The 16,402-nt window shown below is 42.1% G+C and carries 10 protein-coding genes and 3 riboswitches; all 10 genes read right to left on the reverse strand.

Going from position 1 to position 16,402, the window contains the following annotated elements; translation table 11 throughout:
* Positions 1 to 290: 290 nt before the first annotated feature.
* Positions 291 to 479, reverse strand: a riboswitch (cobalamin riboswitch).
* A 32-nt stretch (positions 480 to 511) separates the two neighbouring features.
* The 10 genes from BN6539_RS23370 to BN6539_RS00165 all read right to left on the reverse strand — a co-directional run bounded on the left by BN6539_RS23370 (position 512) and on the right by BN6539_RS00165 (position 16,401).
* Positions 512 to 1,078: a cysteine-rich small domain-containing protein gene (locus BN6539_RS23370; RefSeq protein WP_330385041.1), complete on the reverse strand. Its 567-nt coding sequence runs from the start codon at positions 1,076 to 1,078 to the stop codon at positions 512 to 514.
* An 89-nt stretch (positions 1,079 to 1,167) separates the two neighbouring features.
* Positions 1,168 to 1,352: riboswitch (cobalamin riboswitch) on the reverse strand.
* Between the two features lie 151 nt (positions 1,353 to 1,503).
* The gene (locus tag BN6539_RS00125; protein WP_067532230.1) at positions 1,504 to 2,145 is read right to left on the reverse strand and encodes a Dph6-related ATP pyrophosphatase; all 642 of its coding nucleotides are present in this window, start codon (positions 2,143 to 2,145) and stop codon (positions 1,504 to 1,506) included.
* 165 nt (positions 2,146 to 2,310) lie between these two features.
* Positions 2,311 to 6,948 carry a bacterial Ig-like domain-containing protein gene (locus tag BN6539_RS00130; protein WP_067532134.1) on the reverse strand — a complete coding sequence of 1,546 codons (4,638 nt, stop codon included), beginning with the start codon at positions 6,946 to 6,948 and terminating at the stop codon, positions 2,311 to 2,313.
* A 99-nt stretch (positions 6,949 to 7,047) separates the two neighbouring features.
* Positions 7,048 to 7,689: a hypothetical protein gene (locus tag BN6539_RS00135; protein WP_067532138.1), complete on the reverse strand. Its 642-nt coding sequence runs from the start codon at positions 7,687 to 7,689 to the stop codon at positions 7,048 to 7,050.
* A 440-nt stretch (positions 7,690 to 8,129) separates the two neighbouring features.
* A riboswitch (cobalamin riboswitch) is annotated at positions 8,130 to 8,345 on the reverse strand.
* Positions 8,346 to 8,526: 181 nt separating this feature from the next.
* A complete protein-coding gene (locus BN6539_RS00140; RefSeq protein ID WP_067532141.1) occupies positions 8,527 to 9,132 on the reverse strand; it encodes a recombinase family protein in 606 nt (201 codons plus the stop codon).
* A 278-nt stretch (positions 9,133 to 9,410) separates the two neighbouring features.
* Entirely contained in the window at positions 9,411 to 10,430 is a 1,020-nt protein-coding gene (locus tag BN6539_RS00145) for a prenyltransferase/squalene oxidase repeat-containing protein (RefSeq protein WP_067532144.1), read from the reverse strand.
* A 6-nt stretch (positions 10,431 to 10,436) separates the two neighbouring features.
* Positions 10,437 to 12,407: an outer membrane protein assembly factor BamB family protein gene (locus tag BN6539_RS00150; RefSeq protein WP_067532150.1), complete on the reverse strand. Its 1,971-nt coding sequence runs from the start codon at positions 12,405 to 12,407 to the stop codon at positions 10,437 to 10,439.
* Positions 12,382 to 14,454 carry a transglutaminase family protein gene (locus BN6539_RS00155; RefSeq protein WP_067532152.1) on the reverse strand — a complete coding sequence of 691 codons (2,073 nt, stop codon included), beginning with the start codon at positions 14,452 to 14,454 and terminating at the stop codon, positions 12,382 to 12,384. Before BN6539_RS00155 ends, BN6539_RS00150 begins: the two co-directional genes overlap by 26 nt.
* Complete coding sequence (locus BN6539_RS00160) at positions 14,441 to 15,460, reverse strand: DUF58 domain-containing protein (protein ID WP_067532154.1); 1,020 nt, start codon at positions 15,458 to 15,460, stop codon at positions 14,441 to 14,443. The genes BN6539_RS00155 and BN6539_RS00160 overlap by 14 nt, the downstream gene beginning before the upstream one ends.
* The gene (locus BN6539_RS00165; protein ID WP_067532156.1) at positions 15,457 to 16,401 is read right to left on the reverse strand and encodes an AAA family ATPase; all 945 of its coding nucleotides are present in this window, start codon (positions 16,399 to 16,401) and stop codon (positions 15,457 to 15,459) included. The genes BN6539_RS00160 and BN6539_RS00165 overlap by 4 nt, the downstream gene beginning before the upstream one ends.
* Position 16,402 lies beyond the last annotated feature (1 nt).

Consider the following 16,402-nt stretch of genomic DNA (forward strand, 5'->3'; position numbering starts at 1 on the left):
CCCTCTGACAAAAAATGATTTGAGGCAGGGTGACGAATCCTGCCTCAATTATGAAAAAAGAATGAAAAGCTCGGTTATCCGTCCACCTATAAAAAACGTAGAAATGGCGGAATCAAAGATTCCTATTTCCACATGTCGCCTGCAAGGGACAACTCTTCGCAAGGTACGTTCTTTGAAACATACGGAAATCCGTCCTTCGGACGATATTTCCTATGTTATAAAAAAGGACTGTGGATAACCCACAGCCCGTATTTGCTGTTCTTGCAACTCTCTAGTCCAGTTCACCGCCGGAATAGAAATAATTTTATGCAGGTCTCCTGGCTCTGGGATCGTCGCTTCATCTGCCTTCCCAGATAATCCAGTGGCATATGAGATGAAACTCCTCCATTACAGTGGCGGGACCGCACAGGCATCTAACCTGTTTCCCTCTTAGCCTTTTATCCATACAGATAAAAGGAACATAAAATTGTATTGATTTACTATTTCATTATATTGCAGATTGTCCCCAAAGTCAAACCTTTTCGCGCAGAGTTTTATGGAATTCCATCAGTTTTTCCATCATGTGATCGTAGTTCTCTCTCTTATGCGGGACCATGCAGCCGCTGCAGTCTTTGACGCCGTTATCCAGATAGAGGAAGTTGCCGCCGCAGTCCCTGCCCATGGCATAAAGCGGGCAATAGCAGAAAATACAGTTATAATTTTCTTCATCTACTGTTCTGTGACAGGGAAAGTACTCGCAGCTTTTGTGACTAAAAAATTTGTATTCCGACGCGTCTTCACAGAACCCCTTATCATTGATTCCGTATAAGCAGTAGCACTCGTAGCTCTCCCCCATATAGATCCAAACATTTTCCCCCATTTCGATGTGTTCATCAAAGACCAAATCCGGAATAAAGAGCTTGATTGACGTTCTTTTCTTCCCCTTTAGAACGAGTCCTTCTTTCGTGGGATATGCGTCAAACTCTTCAATTTTCTGTCTCAGATTTTCGATTCCAGTCTCTTTGGAGAAGTTGTCAACAAATTCGTCGACATTTGCATAGATCACATTGTTGGGATTCTTAAACCAACTCAGATTCATAATATGTAATCTCCTTTCAAAAAAAAGACTGCAGCCAAGGCCACAGTCCGTATTATACTGATCATCGATTTTCCTAATCGGTTCTCCGCCGCAAGGAAACATTCTATGCAGGTCTCCTGGCTCTGGAATCTGCGTCTCATCCGCCTTCCCAGTGATAACCAGTGGCATATACGATGAAACTCCTCCATTACAGTGGCGGGACCGCGCAGGATTTACACCTGCTTCCCTCTTAGCTTCTCCAAGGCGGAGAAGAACATAGAACGCAACTATTCAGTTCTTACAGAGATTAGTATATCAGTATCAAAAATTCTTGTCAATATGCTCCGATAAAAGATTCGTCATGCTGTGCGCGCATCTCCATGTGTTTATCGTTTGTTCTGTTCAATCCTCCAGGGAAATAATGAAATACGCACAATGTGTGGTAATTATCGAATTTCTATGACCGATCTGCTGCCAAAGTCCATTATCTCTCCCAAATCAAACTCTAGCTTCTGCTTAAATACCGGACCGTCTACAGCAATCGTATGATACTCCCCATTTTCACCGCATAAGTCGATTCCATGTGCAGCCATGACTTCCGCAGTTTCATCACTTAAGGCTTTACCCAAAAGTTCTTTGGGCAGCAATTGATTATTCACAGACTTGATGATGCAGCAGAATCCCTTATCAATAATTTCTTTGACGACTGCGCTGCGGCCTTGCTGCCAAAGGGGAAATTCCGCTTTGATTCCTGCATTTTCACAGCGCGCCTCACACCACTGCCGGTTATTCTCGATGTCGATATCTCCGAACCCTGCGATTTCTGCGCCTCGTTTTTTGGCCTCTGCCAATCCTTTTTCAAAGGCTATGTGATATTCCTCTCCCTTTGATGGACACAATATCAAGGGAATGTCCAAGGCTTTTGAAAACTTGTCCAAAAGCTTGTAGTCGGCACCGTGGAACCAGGATCGATCCAGTTCCTCGTTGACCATGACCAAAAGGCCCACAGGTTCGTTGCCCGCCTCTATTAACTTGTACAAAGCAAGGGTGCTGTCCTTGCCGCAGCTGTATGACATTACAAATTTCATCTTCCAAATCTCTCCGTTCCTGACTGCTTTTCTTTCAAGTATATCAGCAGCAAAAAAACTGGTCAAGGGATTTCATTTTTTTAAATTCTAATATCACCGTTGAGGTATCTTATGTTATAAAAATGAGAGACAGTCCGATAGTCTGTCTCTCGTTTTAAACAATTGCTATTTTGCCGTTCTGTAAACTGCATTCGACCACTTGGTATAGACCTTTTTCCCATCAATGGTCCGATAGCCTCTCACTTTATAGTAATATCTAGTTCCCTTCTTTAAGTTCTTCGTATTCTTATATGAATGCTTTTTCGTCGTCATGTATTTTTTGAAGCCGGTCGTCTTTTTCATCGAACGGTATACCTGGTAGCCGTCCACCTTGTAACCTGCAGACTTTTTCCAGCTTACCCTGATATAACCCTTCCCGCTTACAGCGGAGGCTTTGACCGTCGTCTTCTTTACACCAACATCTACAGAATTAGCTTTTGCCGTTCTGATTCCCAGGTTGGACCACTTGGTATAATAGGTCTTACCTTCAATCTTGCGGTATCCTCTCACCTTGTAGTAGTACCTTGTACCTTTCTTCAAATTAGCTTCATTCCTATATGACGTCTTCTTGGTCGTGTCGTACTTCTTGAACCCTGTCGTTTTTTTGGTCGACCTGTAAATCTGATAGCCGTCCACCTTGTAACCCTTGGATTTGGTCCAGGTCAGCGTAATGTAGCGCTTTGCCGCCGTGGTCTTCAGTTTTAGGGTAGTATCTTGAACACCTTTCTTAATGCGTTCTGTCTTCTCTTCGTCTGTTTCTTCGCCCTGCGCTTTAATTGCTGCATCAATTACCGATTCTTCCGCGACCACAAACGCTGACAGATGATTCGTCTCAAATTGGTAGTAGGATTTAGTATCTACGGTAACAACCTTACCCTCTATCTTTGAGAGTTTCCCCTCATCGCTCATGTAAGCTGCTGCCAGGTTTTTACCCTTCAGTTTCTCCGGTATTGGCAGGCTAAGTTTCAGTTTATTTTCTCCAAAGCGCTTAATCTGCTTATCGCCAGACAAGATAGTCACTTCCGTAATTGCTGCATCTTCGCCCAACAACGCCTTCTGTTCATCAGTAGCTTTTTTCTTTTCGAGAACAATCTTTATTGTCGTGCCTTCCCCTGCGGTTGCCACTGCTTTCATGGTCTTTCTATCCAAACTTACGTTACCAGCAGGTGTTACCACGTTAAGATCTGCATCGGTCTTGTCTGCAATCTCTGCCAAGGACGCCTTTGGAAGCTCCAAAGAAATCTTGTCAGCGTTTTCTGCTCCTACAACATGAAGCTTGATGCTCGTCGCCTCATTTTTTGTCGCAGACTCGATCAACTTGTCGATAGCAGAGGATGTAATTGTAGAAGAAGCCTCACCGTCTTTAACCGTGGATGTTATATCCTGGGATACCGTCGGTTTGTCCGCTTCCTGCCACTTATCAGAACCTTCTTCTTTCGTGTAGTCGTCTGTGTAGTGGAAGACGATGTGATCGTTGTTACTCAAATATTGTTCAGCAACGCCTAATTCTGAATGGTGTCCATTTAACGTATACATCCAGCCGGAATTTTTTCCATTAGTAAGTTCCGATAATTTTACATTATTTTTTGTAACGCTACTGATATAAACCGTACCCGAGTTTGTATTGTATTCATAAGTCATATTGTTTTCTGACAGGGCTTTTTTGAATACGTCCCACACTGTCGTGTTCTGGTCGACGGTATACGTTGTATCAGGAATCCACGTCGTCAAACCTCCTCCAGATAAAGTATGGGTCTGTCCGTTATCACCATGCGCAGTATCACCTTTGAGTGTAAATGTAACTTGGACTTGTTTCGGTTCCTTATATAGCACTGTAATATGATATGTCGTCTGTGCTGCACCATATTTTACAGTTATTTCCTTTGACCCTATTGTTTTACTGTCAAATCCGGAGAACCGGACCTTTGAAACGTCTAATGCTTCGGTTTTTCCAGAAAGATAGGTTGCCATTACCATTATACCATCTGAAGTGAAGCTGTCCCCAACATAATAGCTGTCTTTATATCCCTCAACTGCAATGTCTGTAACAAAATCTTCTCCAGAAAATGCTGGATACAAATCACCTTGTTTCCAGTTTCCAAAGCTATATTTTCCTTCATTTAGTTTTTTTAGAACCGTACCGTCCCCAAACTCCTTGGTTGTGGCTTTGGTGCATACATTTTCTGCCTTGAATTCATAGTCAATACCATATTTAATGCCGTCCTCAGTGCCATCGTTAAAAATTATCTTTTCAATTTCGCCGATGCCCTTGCTGACACCGCACAAGTCCAGGTAATAATTGTTATCGACATTTTGATATCTATTATAGCTTTTCAGAAAACCGATAATCCCACCAACGTGTTCCATATTGCCATCTGTAATCGTGATAGTTCCATAGAAGTGGTTATTCGCAATTGAGCCACTACCATTACTCCAACACTGTTCACAACCTGGTTCTGTTCCTAGTATACCGCCCACGGCTCCTTTACCCACAATGTCAGCTTCAACATAGCAATTCTGCACTGAAACAACGGGTGTATTTGGCGCAGATGGAGCATAATAACCTGATCCAATAATTCCGCCTGCATATTTAACGCTATCTGGAGCAGTAAGACTGCCCAGAAATGCAGAATTCTTTATGACGCAATCTCCCATGGACTGTCCTTTTGATCCGACTAATCCGCCTGTGCCATGCACATCAGCAGAACTTGTACAGTTAAGGACCTGACCATTTAAGTCTCCGACAAAAGAAGCGCCGGAACACGAAACGCCTTCCTCAATTGTTGAGTTTTTAATTGTAACACGATTTGCTCCAGATCCACTGCCTCTTAAAAAGCCATAGCTGCTAGTCTTCGTTCCTTTTAAAAGTGTTACATTATCAACAATAACGGTCCAAGGGGTAACCCCTATTTTAGAGTCCCCATCCTCTCCATAATCACCGAAGAATTTATTTATTAACCCGCAGCCCTTTATGTTTGCCCCTTTTATTTTTAAATTCTTTATCGTTGCCTTGCGAACATATCCAAAGACCGTTTCTCCGCCGTCTGGAACGGTGATGGTGTGACCATCTCCATCGAAGGTTGCCATAAACGGATTTACGTTTTTGCCCCCCTGTGTAGGATCCTCTCCTGCTACATCTGCGCCTTTCAAATCACCCATTGGTTTCCAATCATCAGGTAAAATTATGTCATTAGTAAGCTTAATGTACTTTCCTTCCAACCCATATCCTGATTCAACTATATCTTTCACATTTAACAAATCAGCAACATTGGTGATTCTAAAAGGGTCCTGGCTCGTCCCCGTCCCTGTAAGCTTCTCTATGCCAGGAATCGCTGTAACATCAACTCTAGCTGTATTACTTATAAGGTCCGCAGTGTCATCACCCAAAGTACTTGATACAGCGCAATAATAATAGAAAGTTCCTACTGTTGATGTAGGTATAGTATAAGTAGACTGATTTGCACCATCAGCTTTAATGCCCCCTGAATTGCTGTTCTCAGTATTTATATACCACTGATAACTTAGTTTTGCCCCCCTATCTGGTGATGCCGCCTCTATGGACAAGGTATGTTCTGTACCCTCAACAATGCTCGCAGGTTCCGGCTGGGTTTTAATCTGTGGAGGTGAGGCATAAGTTGGGTTTACAGTGACTTTAAAAGTGTCGCTATTTGTATCATACTTTACACCATTTACGGTGTTGGTAACTTTGCAAAAATAAAAAGTCGTTCCAGCATACTCTGCGGGAGGAATATAGGTGCTTTCTGTAGCACCGGTTATGATAATTCCAGACTTGTTATTATCCATATTTGATGAATACCACTGATAAGTTAAATTTGATAGTTTTGGAGCAGATGCAGTCACCTCGAGCGTTGTCTGTTTTCCCTTATCTACAGAATGCTCGCGCTGATTAATTATAACTTTCGGGGCATAATCGGTATTATCGACAATAAACGTGTATTCCGAGGAAACTACATTCGTATTTTCTTCCGTATAAGCAACTTGAAGTTTCAGAACTTTATCTCCGTTCTCGTTTTTTTCAAATTTTGTCTCTAGTGTTTCGCCGCTGTTCTTACACTTGTCGCCAACTTGATACGTAGTTTTCTGAGATGTATATAAGGTAGGTGTGACTGAAACACTTTCTAAAATATCCGTTGCCATTACAGAATAAGTATATTGCCCCTCTGAAATAGCTGGCGCTATAGCCACAGCGCTGCCTTTTTCATCTTTTATTTCGATAGATTTCAAAGTTACCTGTCGCTTTATCGTAACGCTATAGGTAACAGTCTGATTGTCAACAAAGGCACCATCTTCGTTTTGTTTCCCGACCTTTAATGTAAGGTTAACCTCGGAACCCAGTTTATTCATTATTTGCGTCATAAGATTCACAGAAGATTTCTTCGAAGCCGTTACGCTGCCTTTTGAAGCAGGTACTTTCTTGGAAAAGTCCTCTCCGTTGACATATACTTGATACTTCAAGTCATCCGCAACACTTCCTGCGAAAGTGATGTCCATCCACAGAGTATTCGCTTTATCCGGTAAAGCGATCTTATAATCTTTACTGCTAGAATCAAATTGATAATTTAAATACTGCAGGTCCCCGGCCTTTGATCTTCTGAACTCTATATTTGCGATACTGCCTTCTGCAATATTTTGTGTATTATCAAATCCAAAGACCCAAGTAGGGAACATTCCTACTATCAGTATTAATATTAACATAATCGGCAGAAACGGAGTCCTTACTTTTTCTCTATAATATCTACTCATTTTTTACTCCAAACTTAAGAATTAATAAAATGCAACCAGTGGGAGTCCTCTGTATAAGAGAATTCCCACTAGCAATTATTTTTTTCTAGTTAAATTAATCTACTTTGCTGGTGCAGGTTCAGCATTTGGGATCGGTGACGTAACGGAGAAGTTGTCCGTACGAGTTGTGTTGTAATCAAATACAACCTGGGATGTATCTGCTAAAGAATAGCTGTTAGCATATGAAGCAGCAGGGGTATTGGAACCATTGATATACAAATTCCAAGAATCTCCTTGCCAGTAATACTCATAATATGTTACTGTATTACCGTCTTTATCTGTGCCTTCATAGCTTCTTACAAAGTAATATTTTCCCGCATCTCCACTCATTCCGTCATAAGTAGTAAAATACAAGCCTTCGTGGCCTGCCCATGATGTATCCCAACCATAAGCAACTTGTGATGCATCAAAGGATCCATAGAAATTCGTGTACGCCTGCATTAAAGCATCTGCTGCAGTGTAGCCTGCTGGCTGCGTGATTCCAGCAGGAACTGTATAAAGATGACCTGACGCACCTACATTTGCTGCAATCTGTGCATCTGTTACAGTTTCATCAATATATGTTTCACCATACATTTGAATTTTTACGTTTACACTTCCATCTGTTGCAAACGATGTCGTCGTCATAGCAAACATCATTGCCATTGTCATTACCATTGCCATCATAATGGCAATGACTCTTCTTGAACGTTTTTTAGTCATTTTTGACCTCCTTTGTCTTCCAGAGCAAAATGCTCTTTCTACGTTATCAAAGAACCTCAACGAAATTGCTGCGGTTCTGCTAAAGAGTGGCCACTCTTTTTATATGTAAGCAATCCCCCTTACGTGGACTGTTACACAAACCCAATAAATTTTTTGCTGATGCAGATTCTGTTCACATCAGTTTTTCTTTTCTGCATTATCTGAATCGAGAGTAATGGCAGTGAGTCTGCCATTTTTCACAATAATTCTAACCCCCCCCCCCCGGAGATTTTTCTGATGGTCTCTATCAATTCTTTTTCTTCTGGCGTTACTGTTACCATTTCTTTTCTTTCCATAGTACTACCTTCCTTTTCACCTTGCCAAAACAAAAAGGACTATGACAAAATAGTCACAGCCCGTATTAACTGACAGTCTCATTCCCTCCTCATTGGTTCTCCGCCAACTAGGAATCGTATTATGCAGGTCTCCTGACTTACGAATCATCGTCTCTTACCGCCCTTCCCAAAACTGACTTGTCCTCCGGACATTCAATTTTCAGTGGGTGGCTTTGCCGTGGAAAGAGACTCCTCGTTTACAGTGGCGGGACCGTGCAGGACTCTCACCTGCTTCCCTCTTAGCTCCTCCTTAAGAGGAGAACATAAAACGCTATATTTAATTATTTTGCGTCAAATTGTGCGAAAAAGTACACTTTTTAAGACTACATAATTAGCGAAAGATATCATGAACTTTTTCATCTATGTCCTCATTCTATCATCATATACACATAAAATCAACACCATTTTTCGTCGAATCATCTCCTGTCGAATAGGTACTAAAAAGTGTACTTTTTCGGACAAATTATGCGTACTCTTTCAAGCGACTGTAAAATGTTGATTTACTCATACCGCTGAGCTGTAATGCCTCACTCAGGGGTATCTTTTTTTGCTTAAAGAGGAACGCAAGTTCATCAAAGCCGTCCATTAATTTTCGTGGTCGGCCAAACTGCACGCCTCTGGCAAGAGCTGCGTCAATGCCCTCTCGCTGTCGCTGCCGGATATTCTGCCTTTCATTTTCCGATACAAAAGACAACACCTGAAGAACCAAATCTGATATAAAGGTACCTAACAAATCCTTGCATTGTGTCGTATCTAAGAGCGGCATGTCTATAATCTTGATGTCCGCTTTTTTCTCCCTGGTGATAATTCTCCATTGATCCATGATTTCCTCATAGTCTCTTCCTAATCGGTCAATGCTTTTGATAATAATTAAATCGTTCTCCTTAATTGTATTCATCAGATGCAAATAAGCCGGTCTGTTAAAATCTTTTCCCGATTGTTTATCGATAAAAATATGTCCTTTAGGGATTTCAAAGTTTTCCAGCGCAATCAACTGTCGATCCTCATTTTGATCTCTTGCCGATACTCTCACATACCCATACAAATCACCTGACGTATATTCATTCATATGATCACACCTCCTTGGTGCTATTATTTTTAACAATTATATACGAAAGATTCATTTTTTATATGTATGGTATTCCTGTAGAATCACTTTATTTTAACATTTAAAAGGCGAAAAACATGTCGAAAAATGTCGCAGAAGCTTAAAACTTTAATAATTCAGATAAAATTATATGGTAGAGCATGTACAAACAGGAAGCAAATACGGACTGCAATAAAAATTCGCAGTCCGTATTTGCTGTGATAACACCTGTTGGCCAGATTAATCGGTATATCAGCTATTTAATTCATATCGTATAATGGACTTTCGCCCTTTACAAACCGATCATAGGCTGTCATAGCGTAATATGCCTGCTCCGTTGCCATACAGTTTATCTCGTCCTCTCCATCTGTATGGTAGAAGCCTCCATTGCCATCGTAGTAAGACAACAACGCGTCCAGTACAGTATGTCCCTCTTTTATAAATCGCTTATCCGTTTTTAGATCTATCCTTAAAGAGGAGAGAGCAACAATGATCTGACAACAACTTTCTGATGATCTGCCTCCCATGCTGGAAAAGCCTCCGTCTCCTTCTTGAATCGATGAAATTAGTGTTAAGCCCTTGTCAACAGCACTTTTCACCCGATCAAGCACGGCCTGATCGACTTCATCAATCTTATCTGCCGTCTTGAGGTAATATGGCGCTAACGCCTGTAATGCCATACCGGTCATATCCGCATCGCCAGAAGACGATGCAATATCCCAGCCACCGTCGGACAGCTGACCATCTAAAATTGCTTCAATGAGACGCTGCCTGGTGGTTTGTGTTTCATCATTCCTTTTTACAGGAATTTGATAACTTCCACTATCATAAGCGATCAATGCCCAAATCGGACCATTGATTCCCTGCCTGCAGACATCTTTCATGTCAGTTAGTTTTTCTAAAAGATTATATCCACTGACGTTTTTCACATCCGCTTTCACCGCGGTCAGTCCCAAAATAATTCTGGAATACTCCGTATACTTGTATCCTGTTCTAGTATGTAATACGCCGCCGCATTTTTTCACATAACTTCCGACATTCTTAACATAAGAATCAAAATATCCGTCTTCCGCGGTAAAATCTCCCCTGGCCAGCCCGATTACCGCCCATTCGCCGCCAATGGACCCCGGAACAGGGTCTGTGACTATGCTGTAGAGGTTTTTCCCCGTCTCCGCCAGAGGCTTTTCATAGTCTGCGGAGATTTCCTGACAGCCGCATAAAAGCAGCAGGCACAAAATGAGGCAAATCGTTGTAATTCTTTTGTCCATCTCTCTTTTCATAGAATACTATTTCACTTTCGCCAGTTTGACGGCAGACCATTTACCATAATACTTAACGCCATTGATGGTCTTATAAGCTCTTACTTTATAATAATAGGTCTTCTTTGAAGTCAGCGAAGTGTTTATATATTTTGCGGAAGAAGTCGTTTTTTTGATAGTATAGGTACCGCCTTTGCTCGTAGCTCTGCTGACCTGATAACCTGTTGCCCCAGAAACTTTCTTCCAGCTTACAGTGACTTTTTTCTTTCCTGCTGTCGTTTTTACGCTGCTGACCTTGCTTGCTTTAATGGACTTCTTTGCAGCGTTGTTTTTTGCTGAGACTGCTTTACTGTTCACTTTGATGTCCACTGTCGTGAAGATTGGTTCCGCGTCTCCCTCATCGTTGTACATAGAATACGGATAGTAGATGGTCAGATCATTCTGCCCTTCAATAATTGCCTCCGTAGAACAGGTTACATAGTCAGAAATATCTCTCGTCAATCCGTTTGCTAAATTGACGGTGACTTTAATACCGCTCAGGTTCCCTTTGTCTCCAATGTCATAGGTAGTCTGGCTCGGTTTCTTAGTCACTTTGATGCTTTCAATCTTACTGCCCAAAGCCATGATATGAGCAGAGTCATTCTTGAAGTATATAGTTCCATATTCATCTACAATCGGACTGCAGATCGCATACTGTGCCTGGGCACCTTTTGGTGTGAAGAGAATGTCCGCACAAGACTCGTCCTCGCCTTCAATATAGTCCGTTGAAATGCGTTCCACCTTTTTCTGTCCAGGTTTGTCTTTAATAATCCTCAGCTTACCAGGGGTATAGTTATCAAAGAAATATACATAGACAGAGCCATCTGCAGATTCATATCCTGTTGATACTAATCCGCTAGTCTGTGGATAACCCATAGTCATGGCCTGATAAGCAATCTCCCATTTGTTCAGGTCAATAACCGTTATATTATGTCCGGAATATTTGGAGAACTGCCCCGTTCCTGCAACACCTACATAAGCGCGTCCATTATATACCGATGGCGTAGACGTACTCATCCCGCCCAGTTCTACAGATTTTAAATCACTGATTTTGCCGGCAGCAGAGACTTTTACAGAGTAAAAAGTTCCGCCCTTAGATGCAAAATAATACCGATCTGTAGCTTTATCATAGGCCACATTACTTCTGATATCACCATTGAGCCCGGATTCTTTGTCCAGCAGTTTTCCGGTTTTTGGATTGAAGCAGAGCAAGTTAGAAGTCTGTGAATCATAACCGCTTTCGCCGTCGTCAGTGCCTACCAGTACAAAGTTCTTAGAAGCATAGCAGCCAGCCCAATAGAAACCGCCTTTTACGGTATAGGTCCATTTAGCTTTTTTTGCTTCAGTAGTTTTCTTGCTGTCAGGGTCTGTCGTCGTCAGGCATACAAAGTTGGCATCTCTGGTTTCTGCTCCCCAAAAGCCGGCATAGACGCAGCCGTCGTAATAAGTAATTGTGGTGTTAGGCTGTCCTCCCAATTCGTCTTTGTAAACCCAAATTGACTTCAAAGTCTTAGCATTAAATGCTTGAATGGTTCCATTGGACAGAGCCACATAAATCCTCCCGTTGGCATAGGTCGGCGGGCAGATGCTAAAGGATGATGCAGCTACTAGATCTCCCTTGTTTGCAACTTTTCCGCTAATGGCATCCATCTTCACTAATTCTTTGCCTGCATTAAAATATAGGTAGCCGTCGACCAGAATCGGAACGCCTGGCGCCGCAGATCCCCATCCAGATCCTTTTTTCGTCGCCCAATACAGCATAGCTTTAGAGGCCTCCTTGGGTACCTTCGCATTTGTCACTGCATTATTTTCTGCATTTCCTCTAAAATTGGTCCAGTCGGATTTGATTACCTTTCCTGGATCTGCTGCCGCTGATACATTCACAGTAAATGAAAAAATCAACGCTACGCACAGCACTAGAACCGACAGTTTCCTAACTGTCTTTTTTCTTTCTTTCATGCTTTTCTCCTCTCTTATACAATCTAATTTTTTTATTTATACATAGAGCGAGTTGTGTTACACAGTCTCGTTGCTCTTTTGTAACAGTTCTTCTGCTGTAAACTGCCTCTTCATAAATCTTTGCCACATCTGCAAACTGTGCAGCAATTTCCTCCCCGGCAACAGAAATTACTTCAGTCTCATATGATGGCAATGGCATGTTTTTTCGTGTCAGCCCTTCCTTTGACAAACGTTTGAGAATGTAGCGAGTCATAGTCTGTACAGCTTTTTTGTTATTCTTTATATGGATCCCTTTCCGCAAACGAAATTTCTTTCTCAGCATCACCACGATGATTAAAATGAAAAGTAATAACATGCATAATAATCCGATGACAATGAAAAGGGCATGCTCAGAAAGTTCCACTTCAGGAACAATTGTCTTTTTTTCCTCGTGTTTTCGTTGCTTTTCCTTCTGATTTTTATGGTCGTCTCCGTCAGATCCCGTATAGGCAAGATTGTCGTCACTGCCCATAACGCCAATGTACGGTCCCGTCGTCTCAAAGGGGATAAAGCCTAAACCGTCCTCATAGTATTCCATCCATGCATGGGCATGAGACTGATCAATTTTTAAAGGCTGTCCTGCTTTCACATCTTTGATATCATCTGGCGTAATCAGATAACCTTCAACATATCTGGCAGGAATGCCGTAGTATCTAAACATCAAGGCTGCTGCAGTGGCAAAATGAATAGAGTAACCGCACTTTTCTGCCATAAACACTTCAAAGAAATCGCCTTCAGACTGGCGGTATGTCGTATTTTCATCATATTCAAAGGAACCTAGTACCTTCAAAACAACCGCTTTAACCTGTGCTGCCGATAATTTCTTTTTTTTACCCAACACCTCTTCTAAGCGTTTTTCCGTATTGTAATTTAACTCTGTAAAACAGTCGTATGTAAAATCTCTATAACTGCTCTCACTGAGCAAATATTCTCTCAGCCTTTTTGAATTTTCGCTTTCATGTATTCTCTGTTTATAAGAATTCGCATTCTTTACTTTGTTTTTCGTCACAGACAGACTGTACTGCTTGACCTTTCCATTGTCGGACTGAAACCGGTTGTCTCCTATTACCGGTAAAAGCTCGGCAGGTTTATTTTCTGTCTCATAAGGCAGCAGCAGGTATCTGGATTTTCCTGGAGAGAAATCAATGGTCATCTTGCATCTCTCCTGTTTTTCTAATGCACCTGTTGCTGCGGTAATTTGTCCGTACCCGTAAAAGGCTTTTTCGTGTAACCAGTAAAAGATATCGTTATAGTCACTCAGCTTTCTGTTGTCTATTAAAGTCCAGCCTGTTCCTGTATAGACTTCCCCCGAGTAGCCCTTAAGGTAATACGACTCAGGCTCTGACATGGTGATTGTAAATGCCGTATCTTTTGATAACTTAAATTCCTGTAAGTTACTAAAATCACCTTGTGGCAGGGCCGTGACCGCATGTTCATTCTGCCGGAGCCTGTCCCAGGGACTGGTCAGCGCCGTCCCCTTTGTCAAGTAAGAACCGCCCGCTGCCAATACGAGAATGACGCAGACTGACACTGCCAGCCGCATAAGCTTTCCCGTTTTCTGCGATAGGAGCCAGAAGACGGTGACTACCCAGATCAGATAGAAGGTTGCCGCAAGATACCATGGATTATCATAAAAAACAGTCTGCAATGCCGTTATTGCCAGTAACAATGCGATAAAAACAGGCCACAATCGAAATCTGACCGCCGCCCAAATCGCTGTCATAAAACCGAATAACGCCATAATCGTAATTAGAACAAATACAAGGCTGCTTCCTTCTGGTTCTGTAAAGTAATCGTGTACGAGAGGATAAACCGTTGTAATATGGTGCAAAACCAGATTTAAGAATTCCCCAAAGCTGCTCGGCAGGCTCCAGGTGCCCATCAGCATGCGCAAAGAGGTAATGAGAAAAACCAGGCCTAATAAAAAACCCATTGCTATATCTTTTCTCTTTCTGGCCCGTCCTGCCTCATATTTAATTGCTAAATCGATATTTTTATATTCTGTCATGATTGATAATCACCAATCCAGGAATCTCCTGGCATCCTGTTTCTTCATAAAATTTGTCGTTCACACTGTGCCTGCCCGACACTGCTGTCGTACCTAAAAGTTCCCCTAATATTTCTATCAAGTTATCTGCACTATTGATTTCATAGTTGCGAAAGACGTTCTCCTTGTAATCCATCCAACCTAGCTGGTGTTTTGTACCAGCGTCGACTAACAACTCCGAGAGGGAGATTGTAAAAGCACAAACTGCATCGGCCATTTGCTTCCGTTCCTCATCCCCTGCATCAAAGCAGGTCTCCATTAAAATCTGTGTCGAATTTTTAATAGGCAGCCCCGGGTCTCTGACCATGATTCGATCCAGCTTGTAAGATAATTTCCAGTGAATGCTTTTCATACGATCACCTTCTTTATAATCCCTGATAGAAAAAGTTTCACTGGGATCAAATCCCGCCTTCTCCTCGGAGTAATCGATTCCCTCCATATCTGGTATATTGATTACTTCCTCTGTCAAATCTATATCGACAGCCTGCGGCACCATCAACACAGCTTTCTTTTCTTCACATTTCTTTCGAAAACCAATTAATCCCAAACTATCCCATATCATACACTCTTTGAGTTTAATTTCTATCTTGCCACAATACTTACTCTTCATTTGTATGGAGACATGTCCGTCACAGCCTTTCGCACAAGCTGCCAGACATTTGATTTCTTCTACATCAGCTGTTAGCTTATTTTCACAGAGTACATGCCCGCGGCACATGATAAAAGGCAAGATGCCGTTATAGCGGAAACGTATTCTGCATTCTCCAGAATTGCCTCCGTCTGTCGAACTCTCAGCTTCCAGCAAAATAGTTATGTTACTGGCTAGAAAACGAGAGGCTGCGGCTGACAGGGGAATCAACAGCAACGTAAGCCCTAATAATATCAAAAGAAAAGGATCCGTACGAAAAAAGCAAACTCCACCTAAAAGAAGCGCCCACATCCCATAAATCAATTTATTCCTAATCATTTATGCTCCCATAGTCCAGGTTCAATTACTTCATTTTCCAGTACTTCCTGCAAGATATCTTTTTCCTGTTTGTCCGAAATTCTCGCCTTTGACCCTAGCAGAATCCTATGTCCACATACGTCAAAGAAAACGTCGCACACATCCTGTGGAACTACGTAGTCTCGTCCTAATACAAAAGCTCTTGCTTTTGCCATTCTCAATACGGCCAGAGCTCCTCTTGGGCTGACGCCAAGAGATACCATAGAATGCTCTCTGGTTGCTGCCGCTAATCGGGTGATATAATTGAGTATTTTTTCATCTACATAGGTATTCCGCACATCTTGCTGCATGGCTAAAATTTCTTCTGTGGTTACAACCTCCCTAACGCCATCTATCGGATTGGCCTTCTGTCTGCCTCGTAAAATCTCAATCTGACTTTCAAAATCAGGGTATCCCATCTCCATTCTGACTAAAAAACGATCCAACTGCGCATTGGGCAACAGCTGTGTTCCCGCCGCACCAGCCGGGTTTTGGGTGGCGATAACCATAAATGGCGAGGGCAGCAAGTGACTGATTCCATCTACTGTCATTTGTCCTTCTTCCATAACCTCCAGTAATGCCGACTGCGTCTTACTGGAAGTCCTGTTAATTTCGTCTGCCAAAAATAGGTTGCAGGATACCGCTCCTTCTTTATATTCAAATTGACCGTTTTCTTTGTTATACATAGAAAAGCCGACAATGTCGGATGGCACGACGTCAGGAGTAAACTGCGTTCTGTTATAAGACAGACCCAGTGCCTTGCTGAAAGCCAACGCCAGGGTCGTTTTCCCCACCCCCGGCACATCTTCGATTAAAATATGCCCTTCTGCCAGAAGCGCCATTAACACTCTGGCAATCTTATCGTCTTTACCTATGATTACTTTCTTAATTTCATTTAAAATTTCGTTGATTTTATTGTTCATT

This window comes from Emergencia timonensis, from assembly GCF_900086585.1.
Taxonomy (GTDB): Bacteria; Bacillota; Clostridia; order Peptostreptococcales; family Anaerovoracaceae; genus Senimuribacter; species Senimuribacter timonensis.

Coding starts and splice junctions, on each gene's coding strand:
- BN6539_RS00140 (WP_067532141.1), bottom strand. CDS start 9,132: ATGAATGAATATACGTCAGGTGATTTGTATGGGTATGTGAGAGTATCG.
- BN6539_RS00125 (WP_067532230.1), bottom strand. CDS start 2,145: ATGAAATTTGTAATGTCATACAGCTGCGGCAAGGACAGCACCCTTGCT.
- BN6539_RS00165 (WP_067532156.1), bottom strand. CDS start 16,401: ATGAACAATAAAATCAACGAAATTTTAAATGAAATTAAGAAAGTAATC.
- BN6539_RS00150 (WP_067532150.1), bottom strand. CDS start 12,407: ATGAAAGAAAGAAAAAAGACAGTTAGGAAACTGTCGGTTCTAGTGCTG.
- BN6539_RS00155 (WP_067532152.1), bottom strand. CDS start 14,454: ATGACAGAATATAAAAATATCGATTTAGCAATTAAATATGAGGCAGGA.
- BN6539_RS00135 (WP_067532138.1), bottom strand. CDS start 7,689: ATGACTAAAAAACGTTCAAGAAGAGTCATTGCCATTATGATGGCAATG.
- BN6539_RS23370 (WP_330385041.1), bottom strand. CDS start 1,078: ATGAATCTGAGTTGGTTTAAGAATCCCAACAATGTGATCTATGCAAAT.
- BN6539_RS00160 (WP_067532154.1), bottom strand. CDS start 15,460: ATGATTAGGAATAAATTGATTTATGGGATGTGGGCGCTTCTTTTAGGT.
- BN6539_RS00145 (WP_067532144.1), bottom strand. CDS start 10,430: ATGAAAAGAGAGATGGACAAAAGAATTACAACGATTTGCCTCATTTTG.
- BN6539_RS00130 (WP_067532134.1), bottom strand. CDS start 6,948: ATGAGTAGATATTATAGAGAAAAAGTAAGGACTCCGTTTCTGCCGATT.